Origin of the sequence: Streptomyces sp. NBC_00667, from assembly GCF_036226825.1 — a bacterium.
Taxonomy (GTDB): Bacteria; Actinomycetota; Actinomycetes; order Streptomycetales; family Streptomycetaceae; genus Streptomyces.
Genome location: NZ_CP109022.1, coordinates 3,800,906 through 3,815,717, shown reverse-complemented (window position 1 = coordinate 3,815,717; position 14,812 = coordinate 3,800,906). Strand labels below are relative to the sequence as shown.

General features: G+C 74.2%; 16 protein-coding genes. 9 read left to right on the top strand and 7 right to left on the bottom strand.

Going from position 1 to position 14,812, the window contains the following annotated elements; all coding sequences use genetic code 11:
- Nucleotides 1–58: 58 nt before the first annotated feature.
- Nucleotides 59–649, top strand: coding sequence for a DUF4291 domain-containing protein (locus tag OHA81_RS17810; RefSeq protein ID WP_329197143.1), 591 nt, complete (start codon nt 59–61; stop codon nt 647–649).
- 111 nt (nt 650–760) lie between these two features.
- Nucleotides 761–2,404 carry a DNA repair helicase XPB gene (locus OHA81_RS17805; RefSeq protein ID WP_329197142.1) on the top strand — a complete coding sequence of 548 codons (1,644 nt, stop codon included), beginning with the start codon at nt 761–763 and terminating at the stop codon, nt 2,402–2,404.
- Here the strand turns inward: OHA81_RS17805 and OHA81_RS17800 are convergent.
- A complete protein-coding gene (locus OHA81_RS17800) occupies nt 2,370–3,233 on the bottom strand; it encodes a glycosyltransferase family 87 protein (RefSeq protein WP_329197140.1) in 864 nt (287 codons plus the stop codon). The genes OHA81_RS17805 and OHA81_RS17800 overlap by 35 nt on opposite strands.
- Before the next feature lie 149 nt (nt 3,234–3,382).
- A complete protein-coding gene (locus OHA81_RS17795) occupies nt 3,383–3,568 on the bottom strand; it encodes a hypothetical protein (protein ID WP_329197139.1) in 186 nt (61 codons plus the stop codon).
- Nucleotides 3,569–4,127: 559 nt separating this feature from the next.
- On the opposite strand from OHA81_RS17795, the gene OHA81_RS17790 reads away from it, so the two are divergent.
- A complete protein-coding gene (locus OHA81_RS17790; protein ID WP_329202356.1) occupies nt 4,128–6,119 on the top strand; it encodes a HelD family protein in 1,992 nt (663 codons plus the stop codon).
- A gap of 301 nt (nt 6,120–6,420) precedes the next feature.
- A complete protein-coding gene (locus OHA81_RS17785; RefSeq protein WP_329197137.1) occupies nt 6,421–6,936 on the top strand; it encodes a hypothetical protein in 516 nt (171 codons plus the stop codon).
- A gap of 169 nt (nt 6,937–7,105) precedes the next feature.
- On the opposite strand, the gene OHA81_RS17780 is transcribed toward OHA81_RS17785, so the two are convergent.
- Nucleotides 7,106–7,792: a copper homeostasis protein CutC gene (locus OHA81_RS17780; protein WP_329197135.1), complete on the bottom strand. Its 687-nt coding sequence runs from the start codon at nt 7,790–7,792 to the stop codon at nt 7,106–7,108.
- A 103-nt stretch (nt 7,793–7,895) separates the two neighbouring features.
- Between OHA81_RS17780 and OHA81_RS17775 the strand changes: the two genes are divergently transcribed.
- Together OHA81_RS17775 and OHA81_RS17770 are read left to right on the top strand one after the other, a co-directional pair.
- Entirely contained in the window at nt 7,896–8,537 is a 642-nt protein-coding gene (locus OHA81_RS17775) for an HD domain-containing protein (RefSeq protein ID WP_329197133.1), read from the top strand.
- 106 nt (nt 8,538–8,643) lie between these two features.
- Nucleotides 8,644–9,864, top strand: coding sequence for a Cmx/CmrA family chloramphenicol efflux MFS transporter (locus OHA81_RS17770; RefSeq protein ID WP_329202354.1), 1,221 nt, complete (start codon nt 8,644–8,646; stop codon nt 9,862–9,864).
- A 105-nt stretch (nt 9,865–9,969) separates the two neighbouring features.
- On the opposite strand, the gene OHA81_RS17765 is transcribed toward OHA81_RS17770, so the two are convergent.
- Complete coding sequence (locus tag OHA81_RS17765) at nt 9,970–10,236, bottom strand: DUF4031 domain-containing protein (RefSeq protein ID WP_329197132.1); 267 nt, start codon at nt 10,234–10,236, stop codon at nt 9,970–9,972.
- Between the two features lie 7 nt (nt 10,237–10,243).
- Nucleotides 10,244–10,618 (bottom strand): hypothetical protein, encoded by a 375-nt coding sequence (locus OHA81_RS17760; protein WP_190187163.1) that lies wholly within the window; start codon nt 10,616–10,618, stop codon nt 10,244–10,246.
- A 158-nt stretch (nt 10,619–10,776) separates the two neighbouring features.
- On the opposite strand from OHA81_RS17760, the gene murQ reads away from it, so the two are divergent.
- The 3 genes from murQ to OHA81_RS17745 are packed head-to-tail and all read left to right on the top strand — an operon-like array spanning nt 10,777 to nt 13,777.
- Nucleotides 10,777–11,700, top strand: coding sequence for an N-acetylmuramic acid 6-phosphate etherase (murQ, locus tag OHA81_RS17755; RefSeq protein ID WP_329197130.1), 924 nt, complete (start codon nt 10,777–10,779; stop codon nt 11,698–11,700).
- A 52-nt stretch (nt 11,701–11,752) separates the two neighbouring features.
- Nucleotides 11,753–13,234 carry a PTS transporter subunit EIIC gene (locus OHA81_RS17750; RefSeq protein ID WP_329197128.1) on the top strand — a complete coding sequence of 494 codons (1,482 nt, stop codon included), beginning with the start codon at nt 11,753–11,755 and terminating at the stop codon, nt 13,232–13,234.
- A 45-nt stretch (nt 13,235–13,279) separates the two neighbouring features.
- The gene (locus tag OHA81_RS17745; RefSeq protein WP_329197126.1) at nt 13,280–13,777 is read left to right on the top strand and encodes a GNAT family N-acetyltransferase; all 498 of its coding nucleotides are present in this window, start codon (nt 13,280–13,282) and stop codon (nt 13,775–13,777) included.
- On the opposite strand, the gene OHA81_RS17740 is transcribed toward OHA81_RS17745, so the two are convergent.
- Nucleotides 13,778–14,488 carry a hypothetical protein gene (locus tag OHA81_RS17740; protein WP_329197124.1) on the bottom strand — a complete coding sequence of 237 codons (711 nt, stop codon included), beginning with the start codon at nt 14,486–14,488 and terminating at the stop codon, nt 13,778–13,780.
- The gene (locus tag OHA81_RS17735) at nt 14,485–14,703 is read right to left on the bottom strand and encodes a hypothetical protein (protein WP_329197123.1); all 219 of its coding nucleotides are present in this window, start codon (nt 14,701–14,703) and stop codon (nt 14,485–14,487) included. The genes OHA81_RS17740 and OHA81_RS17735 overlap by 4 nt, the downstream gene beginning before the upstream one ends.
- Nucleotides 14,704–14,812: the final 109 nt, after the last annotated feature.

Genomic DNA, 14,812 nt, shown 5'->3' with positions numbered 1-14,812 from the left:
ACCGCGCCGCCGGCGAAAACCGCTGGCCCGGCGGCGGCTGCGCCCGCACCCTGGGGGCATGTCCGCACAGCCCGCCCGCGCGATCCGCGCCGCCCACACCGCCTCCACCGTCACCGTCTACCAGGCGTACGCGCCCGCCCTGGGGCTCCCGGCGGCCCGTGACGGGCGGTTCCCGGCGGCCTGGAAGCGCGAGCGGATGACCTGGATCAAGCCCTCGTTCCTGTGGATGATGTACCGCTGCGGCTGGGCCACCAAGACCGACCAGGAGACGGTGCTGGCCGTCGAGATCACCCGCGAGGGCTTCGACCGGGCCCTGGCCGGGGCCTGCCTGTCCCACTTCGAACCCGGCACCCATACCGACCGCGCCGCCTGGCGCGAGGCGCTGTCCCGCTCGGCGGCCCGCGTGCAGTGGGACCCCGAACGCGACCTGCACCTGAATCCGTTGCCGTACCGCTCGCTCCAGCTGGGCCTGTCGGGCCCGGCCTCCCGCGCCTACGCCGACACCTGGACGGTCTCCATCCGCGACGTCACCCCGCTCGCGCGGGAGGTCCACGCCCTGCTCCGCTCCGGCCGCGCGGACGCCGCCCGTGCCCTGCTGCCCGCCGAACCCCCGTACCCCACCGCCCCCCTCCCCCACCTGGGCGCGTAGTCCTCCTCACTCGGCGGCCCGCGAACCGCCCCGACCACGCGGCGATGCGGCAGACTGGAGGTTTGGCCGTCCGCGCCCGGGCGGCCCACCCCACGCCGGAAAGGGACGCGTGTGAACGGGCCTCTCATCGTCCAGAGTGACAAAACCCTTCTTCTCGAGGTCGACCACGAGCTGGCCGGGGCCGCGCGGCGGGCCATCGCGCCCTTCGCCGAGCTGGAGCGGGCGCCCGAGCACATCCACACCTACCGGATCACCCCGCTCGGGCTGTGGAACGCCCGGGCCGCCGGGCACGACGCGGAGCAGGTGGTGGACGCGCTCGTCGAGTTCTCCCGCTACCCCGTGCCGCACGCGCTGCTCGTCGACGTCGCCGAGACCATGGCCCGCTACGGGCGGCTGACCCTGTCCAAGCACCCCGTCCACGGGCTGGTGCTGACCAGCACCGACCGGCCCGTGCTGGAGGAGATCCTGCGGTCCAAGCGGATCACCCCCCTGGTCGGGGCCCGGCTCGACCCGGACACCGTGGCCGTGCACCCCTCCGAGCGCGGTCAGATCAAGCAGACCCTGCTCAAGCTGGGCTGGCCGGCCGAGGACCTCGCCGGGTACGTCGACGGCGAGGCGCACGCCATCGACCTGGTCGAGGACGGCTGGGCGCTGCGGCCGTACCAGCAGCAGGCCGTCGAAGGGTTCTGGCACGGCGGCTCCGGCGTCGTCGTGCTGCCCTGCGGCGCCGGCAAGACGCTCGTCGGCGCGGGCGCCATGGCGATGGCCAAGGCGACCACGCTGATCCTCGTCACCAACACCGTCTCGGCCCGGCAGTGGAAGCACGAGCTGGTCAAGCGGACCTCGCTGACGGAGGAGGAGATCGGCGAGTACTCCGGCACCCGCAAGGAGATCCGGCCCGTCACCATCGCCACCTACCAGGTGCTGACGACGAAGCGGAAGGGCGTCTACCCGCACCTGGAGCTGTTCGACTCCCGGGACTGGGGCCTGATCCTCTATGACGAGGTGCACCTGCTGCCCGCGCCGGTCTTCAAGTTCACGGCCGACCTCCAGGCCCGGCGGCGGCTCGGCCTGACCGCGACCCTGGTCCGGGAGGACGGCCGCGAGTCGGACGTGTTCTCCCTGATCGGCCCCAAGCGGTTCGACGCGCCGTGGAAGGAGATCGAGGCGCAGGGCTACATCGCGCCGGCGGACTGCGTCGAGGTGCGGGTGAACCTCACCGACTCGGAGCGGCTCGCGTACGCGACCGCCGAGACGGAGGAGAAGTACCGCTACTGCGCGACGACCGCGACGAAGCGGAAGGTCACCGAGGCGCTGGTGCGCAAGCACCGGGGCGAGCAGACCCTGGTCATCGGGCAGTACATCGACCAGCTCGACGAACTCGGCGAGCACCTCGACGCGCCCGTCATCAAGGGCGAGACCTCCAACGCGCAGCGCGAGAAGCTCTTCAACGCCTTCCGCGAGGGCGAGATCAACGTGCTGGTCGTCTCGAAGGTCGCGAACTTCTCCATCGACCTGCCGGAGGCGACCGTCGCGATCCAGGTGTCCGGCACCTTCGGCTCGCGCCAGGAGGAGGCGCAGCGCCTCGGCCGTGTCCTGCGCCCGAAGGCGGACGGGCACGAGGCGCGGTTCTACTCGGTCGTCGCGCGCGACACGATCGACCAGGACTTCGCCGCGCACCGCCAGCGCTTCCTGGCGGAGCAGGGCTACGCCTACCGGATCATGGATGCCGACGAGCTGCTGGCGAGCGACTGACCCCGGCCGCACCGGCTTCGGGCGGGCGGCCCCCGGCCCGCCGGGGCGCGCCCGCCCGCGAGACGGATGACCTCGGCGGGGGCACCCTCGCGGCCGGGTCCCGGCGGCGGCCTGCGGCGCGCGTCAGGAACGCCAGCAGCGGAACGCACCAGACCCACAGGTGCGGCAGCTCCGGCAGCAGGGCCCGGCCCCCCACGGCGAGGTGGCGGGTCCAGAAGTCGGCGGAGGCCTGCGGCAGGACGAGCAGGCCCAGCAGGCCGGTGCCGGCGAAGGCGGCCAGTGCGGTCAGGCCGGTCCGGATCCGCCCGGTCAGCAGCAGGTACGGGATGAGGACCGCCGGGGTCAGCGTGATCCCGGCGGCGGTGCCCAGCGCGAAGCCCTTGCCCAGTGCCGCGCGCGGCCGGCCGAGGTCCCAGACGGCGACGCAGGCCAGCGCCAGGTTGATCTGGCCGGGCAGCGGGCTCTGGAACAGCGGCTCCACCCACAGCCCCGCGACGGTTGCGGCCAGGACGTGCCCCGGCCGGGCCCGCAGTCCCGCGAGGCGGCAGGACCACAAGGTCAGCAGGGCGAGCAGGCCCGCGCTCCCCAGGACGAGCACGGCCTTGAGGACACCGGCCGGCAGCCAGGCGGCGGGCGTGAACAGGATCGCGGCGAACGGCGGATAGGCGGTGGGCGGGCGCCACTCGGCGGCGGAGAAGCCGTGGACGAGGGCGTTGGCCACCGGGACGCGCGGGGCGAGGCACAGCACCCCCAGCGCGAGCAGCGAGCCGGTGATCAGCAGGCGGTAAAGGGGCGACGGCGAGCGGGCGGGCTCGGGGCTCGGGGTCACGCGCGTGACCCTAGTGGATCAGTGGTCCCGGCAGTGGACGACAGTGGCCCGGCAGCGGATCACTGGCCGGACGCCGTCGGGATCAGGCTGGTTCGCGGCAGGCGCCGACCGCCGTGGACCGGCACCGCTGCGCCCGGGTCACCCCGCGGTCAGCGGCGTATGAGGCCCGTCTCCTCGGAGTACTCACCGAGGACGACGACGCTCACGGCGGTCGCGGCGAAGACCTTCGCGGCGCGCAGGACGTTGCCGACGCGGTGGCGGGGACGGTGGTCGGAGGTGGCGGTGGCGCCGCGAGGGCGGCCGCCCCGGATCGGGGTGAAGGTTGCGCTGCTCATGTATCCATGGTGCGTTTCCTCCCCCGATGTCGCATCGCCCTGAGGAAGGAACCGCCAGGCCCTCCGCCTCCTCCTCCGGGCGCATGGCCGCCCCTAAGGCCCTCCCTCAGGTCTGACACCCCGACGTATGACACCCACACGGAGTACCGGTCACACGACCCTGCTCACGGGACCCTGCGCCGGTCACCGGCCCTGCCGCCGGTCACCGGCCCTGCCCTGGCCGTGGCTCCCCGGCCGTGGCTCCCCGGCCGTGGCCGCCGGCCGGGCCCGGCCCGTAATCCATTCGCGTACCGGCCGCCCGATGGCTACACTCGCCGCTCTTGCCGCCTCCCTCCGCCCCATCGGGAGAGCGCCCGCCGGCCGGTACCGGCGGGCACGTGTCCGTACCGCACCGCTCCTGTGGAGCGAGCTCCCGCACACCAGCCGTTGGAGGCAGTCCGTGCCCGCGCACGCCCCCGAACCCGCCGCCCCCGCCCGGGCGGAGGAGGAAACCGACGCCGCCCACCCCCTCGCCCGCGAGCAGGCGCACCTCACCGCCTCCCGCGCCGCGCTCCGCGCGATGCGCGAGGACGTGGAGTCCCTCGACATCCGCGACGTCACCGCTAACTGGGTCAACGCGGCGGTCCTCCAGGGCCAGATCGACGACCGCATCAAAGCCCTCGCCGACCTCGCCCACACCCCCCTCTTCTTCGGCCGCCTCGACTACCTCCACGCACCCGGCGCCGACCTCGCGGAGGGCGCCGCAGGCGAGCAGTTCTACATCGGCCGCCGCCACGTCCACGACGCCGACGGCGACCCCATGGTCATCGACTGGCGCGCCCCCGTCTCCCAGCCCTTCTACCGCGCCTCCAAGGCCGACCCCCAAGACGTCGGCCTGCGCCGCCGGTTCGGCTACACCGGCGGCGAACTCACCGCGTACGAGGACGAGCACCTCAGCGACCCCACCGAGAGCGCCGCCGTCAGCAAGCTCCTCCAGCAGGAGATCGAGCGCCCGCGCGTCGGCCCCATGCGGGACATCGTCGCGACGATCCAGCCGGAGCAGGACCGGCTCGTCCGCTCCGGCCTGTCCGGCTCCGTCTGCGTCCAGGGCGGCCCCGGCACCGGAAAGACGGCGGTCGGCCTGCACCGGGTCGCGTACCTGCTGTACGCGCACCGCGAGCGGCTGGCCCGCACCGGCACGCTCGTCGTCGGGCCGAACCGTTCCTTCCTCCACTACATCGAGCAGGTCCTGCCGGCCCTGGGCGAGCTGGAGGTCAAGCAGGCCACCGTCGACGACCTCGTCGCCCGCGAGGGCCTGGAGGTACGCGCCGCGGACGCCGCCGCGACTGCCGTGGTCAAGGGCGACGCCCGGATGGCGGAGGTGCTGCGCCGCGCCGTCCGCTCGCACGTCGCCGCGCCGGTCGAGCCGCTGATGGTGGTGCGCGGGTCGCGCCGCTGGCGGGTGCCCGCGTACGAGCTGGAGGAGATCGTCCGCGAGCTCCTCGACCGGGACGTCCGCTACGGCGCCGCCCGCGAGGCGCTGCCGCAGCGGATCGCGCACACCGTCCTCGTCCGCATGGAGCAGGCGGGCGAGGCCCCCGACGACCGGGTCCAGGACGCCGTCGCCCGCAACGCGGCGGTCAAGGCGGCGGTACGGGAGATCTGGCCGCCCGTGGAGCCGGCGAAGCTGGTGCTGCGGCTGCTGTCGGACGCGGAGTTCCTCGCCGCCCACGCGGACGGCGTCCTGACGGACGACGAGCAGAAGCTGCTGCTGTGGCCGAAGCCGTTCCGCAGCGTGAAGTCGGCGAAGTGGACGGCCGCGGACCTGGTCCTGATCGACGAGGCGGCGGACCTGGTGGAGCGCACGCACTCGCTGGGCCACGTCGTGCTCGACGAGGCCCAGGACCTCTCGCCGATGCAGTACCGGGCGGTGGGGCGGCGCTGCACGACGGGCTCGGCGACCGTACTGGGCGACCTCGCACAGGGCACCACCCCGTGGGCGACGCGCAGTTGGGACGAGGCGCTGGCGCACCTGGGCAAGCCGGAGGCGGTGCTGGAGGAGCTGACGGCCGGGTTCCGCGTACCGCGCGAGGTGATCGCGTACGCGTCACGGCTGCTGCCGGTGATCTCGCCGGGGCTGGCGGCGGTGTCCTCGGTCCGTGGGACGCCGGGCTCGCTGGTCGTCTCGGCGGTGGCGGCGACGGACACGGGTACGGAGCTGACCGCGGCCGTGGTCGCGGCGTGCCGGGACTCCCTGCGGCACGAGGGCTCGATCGGCCTGATCGCGGCGGACGCCCGCGTCCCGGAGCTGGCGCGGGCCCTGGAGGCGGCGGGGCTGCCGTACCTGGCGCCGGGCGAGGAGACGACGCAGCGGGCCCGGTTGACGCTGTTGCCGGCGTCGCTGGCGAAGGGCCTGGAGTACGACCACGTCGTGCTGGACGAGCCGGCGGCGGTCGTCTCGGGCGAACCGGACGAACGCACCGGCCTGCGCCGGCTCTACGTCTGCCTCACCCGAGCCGTCTCCGGCCTCCACCTCCTCCACGCGGCCCCGCTCCCCGAAGCCCTGGCCTGACGCTCCCGGCGGCCCTCGCACCGGAGCGGGCAGCGGACCGGATGTCTGCTCACCTGTAACTCCGGTGGACAGGGGGCGGGGACGGCCGGACGATGGAAGCACCTCGTGAAGGTGCCCCGGGCCGCCCCTGCGGGCGGGGTCCACGAGGTGCGGGGCCCGTGAGGGGCCACCGCCCCGGGAGGCCCGTGGGCCCCCGTTCCCGCCGGGCCGGCCCGCGCCGCACGCTGGTTGCCGCGTGGTGCCCGCTCAGCCGTCGCGTGGTCCCCGCTCGGCCGTCTTGTCTCCGAGAGAAGGACGAACAATGAACCGACGTGTACGACTGGCCGTTCTGACGCCGCTGGCGGTGTCCTCGCTGGCCTTCGGGTCGGTGTCGCTCCTGGCGGGTTCCGCGCAGGCGGCGGCGCCCTCGCTCACCTGCAGCGTGAAGCAGACCCCGACCAGTCCGGGCCGCTACGACGTCAACGTCACGGGCGCCCAGCCCGGAGTGGAGGTGTCCGTCCAGGGCGGCACCGCCACCCACAGGTTCACCGCCAGCGGCTCCGCCGACGACGACGGTGTGTTCAACTCCAGCGGCTTCATCCCGGCCGGCAAGGTGACCGCCTCTTCGGGCGACGACAAGGCCACGTGCGGCACGGTCAAGGAAGCCGAGCAGAAGGGCGCTCAGGACCAGTACGCCAAGGGCTACGCGAAGGGCTTCAGCGACACGAAGGCCAACTGCAAGATGATCGCGCAGAACAACCTCACCCAGCTCGACCCGAACTACGAGAAGGGCTACAACGCCGGCGCGAAGGCCGCGCTGGAGAGCAAGTTCTGCTGACGCTGCCCAGCCGCCGGGCATCGCGGCGCCCGCGCACCGGGGTTGACTCGTCGTCAACCCCGTTGCGTGACGGCCCTGCGACACCCGGCACCCCGGCACCCGGCGCGCAGCCGCTCGGCGCGCAGCCGCTCGGATGAGGCCGCGCGCCGGCTCCGCGTCGGAGCGCCGCTCAGCCGAGGGCCGTGCGCCACTCGGCCACCGCGGCGGCCGAGACCGGGCCCGACCAGCCCGACGGCCTGGCCGCGCCGCCGATGTGGAAGGCGTCGATGCCCGCCGCCCGCAGGGCCGGGAGGTGGGCCAGCGCCAGGCCGCCGCCGACGAGGATCCGTGCCTTGTACCCGGGCTCACCCCGGCGCGCCGCCTCCGCCGCCAGCACCGGGAGCCCCGCGTCCACCCCCGCCGCCGACCCGGCCGTCAGGAACGTGTCCAGCCCCGGCAGGTCCGCGAGGGCCTTGCGGGCCTGGTCCCGGTCGGCCGCCCGGTCGATGGCCCGGTGGAAGGTCCAGCGGCAGCCGTCCAGTTCCGCCACCACCGCTTCGACGGCGGCGAGGTCGGGCCCGCCCTCCGGGCCCAGGAAGCCGAGGACGAACTCCCGCGCACCCTCCGCCCGCAGCTCCCGCGCCTGCGCGGCGAGGAGGTCGATCCGGCCGGCGGCGAACCCGTCCGTCCGGCGGAGCATCACGCGCAGCGGGATGTCGACCGCCGCCCGGATCGCCGCGAAGGTCTCGCGCGAGGGGGTGAGCCCGTCGGCGGCCATGTCGGTGACGAGTTCGAGACGGTCCGCCCCACCGGCCTGGGCCGCGACCGCGTCCTCCACGTCGAGGGCGATCACCTCCAGGAGCGCACGGTTGCTCATTCGATCGATCCCATCCTCGGAAAAATAGGTCTAGTCCAATCTCAGAATACGGGCCCACGCCCATCCACCACCAGCACCGGCGCGCCACCCCCAGAATGTGCCCATGACCGCAGACCTCCGCGACCGCTGGCGGGCGACCGCCGCCGCCGCCGGCGCCGCCCCCGGGCTCGACGCCACGCCCTACGCCGACCGCCTCCTCGCCGCCTGGGCGGAGCCGCAGCGCCGGTACCACACCACCGCGCACCTGGCCGACGTCCTCGCGCGCATCGACGTGCTCGCGCCGCACGCGCAGGACCAGGCCGCCGTCGAGCTCGCGGCCTGGTTCCACGACGCCGTCTACCGGCCCGACCGGTCCGAGAACGAGGAGCGCAGCGCCGCCCTCGCCGAGCGCGCCCTGCCGGAACTGGGCATCGACGCCGCCCGCACCGCCGAGGTCGCCCGGCTGGTCCGCCTCACCGTCACCCACGACCCCGCGCCCGGCGACACCAACGGCGAGGTGCTCTGCGACGCAGACCTCGCCGTCCTCGCCGGGCCCCCGGACGCCTACGCCGCCTACGTCGCCGCCGTCCGCGCCGAGTACGGCTTCGTCCCCGACGACGCCTTCCGTGACGGCCGCGCCGCCGTACTGCGCCAGCTGCTGGGCCTGCCCCGGCTCTTCCGCACCCCCTACGGCACCGCGCACTGGGAGGCCACGGCCCGCCGCAACCTGGCCGCCGAGCTGGCCACCCTGACGGACGCCGGCTGACGGACGCGCCGGGGGCGGAACCTGACGGACGTACCGGCGGTCGGGAATGCGCCACCGTTCCGGCTGGTTCATGCACTACATGCCCGCAGCCCCCGCACGCTCCCGCATGCCCGTCGCCGTGTACGTCCTCGGCCTGTCCGTCTTCGCCCTCGGCACCAGCGAATTCATGCTCTCCGGGCTCCTGCCGCCCATCGCCGAGGACATGGGCGTCACCATCCCGCAGGCCGGCCTGCTGATATCGGCCTTCGCCATCGGCATGGTCGTGGGGGCCCCGCTGCTGGCCGTCGCCACCCTGCGCCTGCCGCGCCGTACGACCCTGGTGAGCCTGATCTCCCTCTTCGGCCTCGGGCAGGTCGCGGGCGCGCTGGCCCCCTCGTACGAGCTGCTCTTCGCCTGCCGCGTGGTCTCCGCGCTCGCCTGCGCCGGGTTCTGGGCGGTCGGCGCGGCCGTCGCCATCGCCATGGTCGACAAGGACCAGCGCGCGCGGGCGATGTCCGTCATGATCGGCGGGCTGTCGATCGCCAACGTCCTCGGCGTGCCCGCCGGGGCCTTCCTCGGCGAGCAGCTCGGCTGGCGCTCGGCGTTCTGGGCGGTCGGCGCGGCCTCCGCGATCGCCCTGGCCGGAATCCTGGCGCTGATCCCGCGCATCCCGCTGCCCGCCGAGAAGCCGCGGCTGCGCAGGGAGCTGCGGATCTACCGGGACCGCCAGGTGTGGCTGTCGGTCGGCGTCACCTCGCTCGCCGCGGGCGGTGTCTTCTGCGCGTTCAGCTACCTGTCCCCGCTGCTCACGGACGTGGCCGGGCTGGACTCCGGCTGGGTGCCGTGGACCCTCGGCCTGTTCGGGGTGGGCGCGCTCGTCGGTACGACCATCGGCGGGCGGGTCGCGGACGCCCACCTGTTCGGGGTGCTGCTGTGGGGCATCGCCGCCTCGACGGTGTTCCTCGTCGCGCTGGCCCTGCTCGCGTCCTTCGCGGTGGCGGCGGTCGCGCTGTCGTTCCTGATCGGCTTCTCGGCCTTCTTCACCGCCCCGGCGCTGAACGCCCGGCTGTTCAACGTCGCCGGGGCCGCCCCCACCCTCGCGGGCGCCACGACCACCGCCGCGTTCAACCTGGGCAACACCGGCGGCCCCTGGCTCGGCGGCACCGTCATCGACGCCGGTCTCGGCTTCGCCTCCACCGCCTGGGCGGGCGCCGCGATGACGGTCACCGCCCTCGCCCTGACCGCCCTCGCCCTGCGGCTCGACCGCCCCACGCGCTCCCGCGTCCTGGCCTCCTCCACGCCCCGCCCGGCCCACTCCGACGCCCTGAGCGGGGCGCAGGACCGCTGAGGGGGCGGGACCGCCGACCCGGGCGCTGGACCGCCGACCCGGGCGCTGGACCGCTGAGCGGGCCGGACGGCCCCGCTCAGAGCCTGCGGGGGCCGGACGGCCCGCTCAGAGCGTGCGCCCCTTCGGGCGGCGCAGGCCCGCCTCCGTGATGCGGCGGACCAGCTCCTTGCTGCCCACCTCCACCGCACCCGCCGCCACCGCGTCCGCGTACCGGTACGACGGCACGTCGTAGTGGTCCCGCTCGAAGGCCCGCGGCGGGCAGCCGATCGACGCCGCGAAGGCGTGCAGCTCTTCGTAGGAGACGTCGCTGACCAGGTGCGACCACATCCGGCCGTGCCCCGGCCAGGTGGGCGGGTCTATGTACACCGTCACCCGCCGCTCACCGCCGGCCGAAGACGGGGCCGAGTCCGCCCACCGCCGCCACCCGCACGCCCGCCTCCGAGCACACCCAGTGCGGATCCGGCCCGAGCTCCGGCTCGACGTCCAGGGAGTGCGGATCACCGTGCGCGCACACCGGGCACAGCGGCCACCGCCCGTACTTCTCCAGCAGCGCGTCCTGCACGTCCTGCGCGACGAGTCCGGCGAGGTAGTCGACCCCCTCCGGCCACTGCTCCACCCACCAGCGGCGGTGCGTGACCGAGTCCTCCACGAGGGACACGACATCGGCCTCGGCGACCTCGCCCGCGACGAGATCGGCGAGTACAAGGGCACGGGCGGCATGCAGCGCCTGCTCAAGGGGGGTCGCGTGGTCCATGGGCCCATTGTGAACCCGTACGGGCGAGTACGGGGAAAGCCGGTGCCCCTTGCCCCGCGGCCCCGCCCCGGGCATGGCGCCTTGACCCCCACCCCGGACGAAAATACGGTGCCGACCTCAGCCCCGAAGCGAGACGCCCCCAGCGCGAGGACCCGCCCATGACCGCCCACGCGGAACTGCGTGCCCAGCTCGACGCCCTCACCACCGAGGCCTTCCGGCCCGACCTCGCCGAGATCGACCGGCTGCCCACCCTCGACATCGTCCGCCTCATGAACGCCGAGGACGCCACCGTCCCGGCCGCCGTCGCCGACCGGCTCCCGCAGATCGCCGCGGCCGTCGACGCGATCGCCGCCCGCATGGCCCGCGGCGGCCGGCTCCTCTACGCGGGCGCCGGCACCGCCGGCCGCATGGGCATCCTCGACGCCAGCGAGTGCCCGCCGACCTTCAACACCGACCCCCGCCAGGTCGTCGGCCTGATCGCGGGCGGCCCCACCGCCATGGTCCGGGCAGTCGAGGGCGCCGAGGACTCCACCGCCCTCGCCGCCGAGGACCTCACCGCACTCGACCTCACCGCCACCGACACCGTCATCGGCATCTCCGCCTCCGGCCGCACCCCGTACGCGGTCGGCGCCGTCGAGTTCGCCCGTACGCGCGGCGCGCTCACCGTCGGGCTGTCCTGCAACGCCGGCTCCGCGCTCGCCGCGGCCGCCGAGCACGGCATCGAAGTCGTCGTCGGCCCCGAATTCCTCACCGGATCCACCCGGTTGAAGGCCGGGACCGCCCAGAAGCTCGTACTGAACCTCATCTCGACCGTCACCATGATCCGCCTCGGCAAGACGTACGGGAACCTGATGGTCGACGTCCGCGCCACCAACGACAAGCTGCGTGCCCGCTCCCGGCGCATCGTCGCCCTCGCCACCGGCGCCCCGGACGACGAGATCGAGGCCGCGCTCGCCGCGACCGGCGGTGAGGTCAAGGACGCGGTCCTCGTCATCCTCGGCGGGGTCGACGGCCCCACCGCCGCCACCCTCCTCGCGGACGCGGACGGCCACCTGCGCGCGGCCCTCGCCCGGACCCGCTGACCCCCACCGACCAGCAGCCGCCCACCGACCAGCAGCGAGGCGATCCCCACCCATGTCCCCCGACACGCACCGCGCCACGGCCGCCGCGATCCTCCCCCTGGTCGGCGGCCCGGACAACGTCACCTCCATCGCGCACTGCATGACCCGGCTGCGCCTCGGCCTGCGCGACCGCGCCCTCGTCCAGGACGAGGCCCTCAAGGCCGTCCCGGCCGTCCTCGGCGTCGTGGACGACGACACCTACCAGATCGTGCTCGGCCCGGGCGCCGTCGCCCGGGTGACGCCCGAGTTCGAGGCGCTGGTGCGGCAGGCACCCCCCGGACGGGCCGCACCCTGCACGCCCCCCGCCACCGCCGAGGCCCTCCGGGCGCGCGGGACGGCGCTGAAAGAGGCCCGCACGGCGCGCAACTCCACCCCCGTCAAACTGCTGCTGCGCCGCATCGCGAACATCTTCGTCCCGCTGATCCCGGCCCTCATCGGCTGCGGCATCATCGCCGGGCTGAACGGCCTGCTCACCAACTCCGGCCTGCTGCCCGCCGTCGTCCCCGCCCTCGCCGCGATCGCGTCCGGCTTCATGTCCCTGATCGCCGTGTTCGTCGGCTACCACACCGCCAAGGAGTTCGGCGGCACGCCCGTACTCGGCGGCGCCGTCGCCGCGATCATCGTCTTCCCGGGCGTGGCGAAGATCGAGGCGTTCGGCCAGCACCTCGCGCCGGGGCAGGGCGGTGTGCTCGGCGCGCTGGGCGCCGCACTGCTCGCCGTGTACGTGGAGAAGTGGTGCCGGACCTGGGTCCCGCAGGCCGTGGACAACCTGGTCACGCCCACCCTCACCGTCCTCCTCCCGGGCCTGGTCACCCTCTTCGGCCTGATGTACCTCGCCGGTGAAGTCGCCGAGGGCATCGGCTGGTTCGCCGACCGGCTCCTCGCGACCGGCGGGGCGTTCGCCGGGCTGGTGCTGGGCGGCCTCTTCCTGCCCCTGGTCATGCTGGGCCTGCACCAGGCCCTGATCCCGATCCACACCACCCTCATCGAGCACTCCGGCTACACCGTGCTGCTGCCGATCCTCGCGATGGCGGGCGCGGGCCAGGTCGGCGCGGCCCTCGCCGTGTACTGCCGCCTCCCGCGCAACCGGTCGCTGCGCACCACCATCAAGTCGGCGCTCCCGGCCGGTTTCCTGGGCGTCGGGGAACCGCTGATCTACGGGGTCTCCCTGCCGCTGGGCCGCCCGTTCGTCACCGCCTGCGTCGGCGGGGCGGCGGGCGGCGCGTTCGTCGGCCTCTTCAACCAGCTGGGCGCCGGCTTCGGCTCGACGGCCATCGGCCCCTCGGGCTGGGCCCTGTTCCCGCTCCTGGACGGCCCGACGGGCCTCGGCACGGCCGTCGCCGTCTACGCGGGCGGCCTGTCGGTCGGCTACACGGCCGGCTTCGCCGCGACCTACTTCTTCGGTTTCACCCCCCGCATGCTCGCGGAACTCGACACGGACCCCGACCCGTCCCCGGCCACGGCACCCCCTTCCCCCGAACCGGCTCCGGCTTGACCGGTTCTCCGGCCCGCGCGGGGACGGCGTGCATAAGGTGATCGGATGATCGACATTCGCCGCGCCATGCCGTCCGACGGGGACGCGCTCGGGGAGATCCACGCCGCCTCGTGGGAAGCGGCGTACGCCCCCTTCTTCGAGGCGGAGTTCGCCTCCCGGGAAGTACGCGCCCGGCTCACCCGCTGGCACGCCCGGGTCGCCGACGACACCGCCACGATCCTCCTCGCCCGGCTCGACGGCCGCCCGCTCGCCATGTCCTCCTCCGGCCCGTCCGCGGACCGGCCCGCCCTTGCGGAGATCCACACCTTCTACGCCCACCCCGACGCCTGGGGCACCGGCATCGCCGACGCCCTCATGACCGCGACGCTCCGGCGCCTGCACGACGACGGGTACGGCGGCGCACACCTGTGGACGCTGCGCGACACGCCCCGCTCCCGCCGCTTCTACGTGAAATCCGGCTTCGCCGAATCCGGCGCCGTGCGCACCCACGACTTCGGCGACGGCACACCCCTCGCCCAGGTCGAGTACGTCCGCGGCCGCTGATCAGGCCCCCCGCGCCCCGGCGGCGGTGCGGAGGTAGGCCACCAGGTCCTCCACGTCGTAGCCCAGCTTCGGGCCGCGTTCGGCGGCCATCAGCAGCAGCTGCCCGACGATCTCCGCGCCCCAGCCGTCCGGGCCGTCCTGCGACCACTCCCACAGCTTCTCGATCCCGAGCCCGGTCATCAGCAACCCGTATCCGGCGCGGATCTCCCCGCACAGCGGCGCCACGGCGTCGAGCAGCCGCGCCCCCGGCCGCTCGCAGCGCAGCCCGAAGCACCCGCCGAAGTCCTCGACCACGCAACCGGTCGGCGGGCACGCCTTGATCGCGTCGTAGCGTCTGTCGTCGAACCCCGGGAACTCGCCGGCCGGGCTGTGCACCAGCGAGAACCGCTGCCAGCCCGGCGGCGGGGGCGGCTGCGGGCGCCACGCCTTGAGACCGAACGCCTCCTGCACCAACGCCGTCGCCTCGTCCGCCGTATCGGCCGTCTCGCTCACCCTCCGCTTCCCGTCATCGCCGACAGCGGTCCACAACCCGCTGCGCCCGTCCTGCGACACGCGCACCGAAAGGCCCATGCCCGCACGCTTCCACCCGGCTCTCTCCAGCCCCTTCTCCAGCCAGCACAACTTCCACGCCAGCTCGAACTCCCACCCGCGCGCGGCCTCCGCCAACCCCTTCAAGACCGCCTCGCACCGCGCCCGTTCGTCTCCCGTCACGGATGCGCCCGCTCGTGCAGCACGGCGGCCAGCCGCAGCGCGGTGTCGAGGTTGCAGCGCCCGAGGTCGACCAGCGGCAGCCCGTACGTCCCGGCGGCGGACACCCCGTCCACGCCCAGCGACGGGAAGACCACTCCCACATCACCGAGGGCTTCCTTCAACTGCCCCACGGCCTCCTCGGCCGCCAGCATGCGTTCCTTCGGTGTGAGCACCATGACGTTTCCCTTTCGCTCTGGGTAATCGCATTCTGCACACAGAGTGGCCACTCGGTAGCTAGCCTTTCAACGTCGGACCCTGCACAAACGCACGTGTTGGACCAGGAGT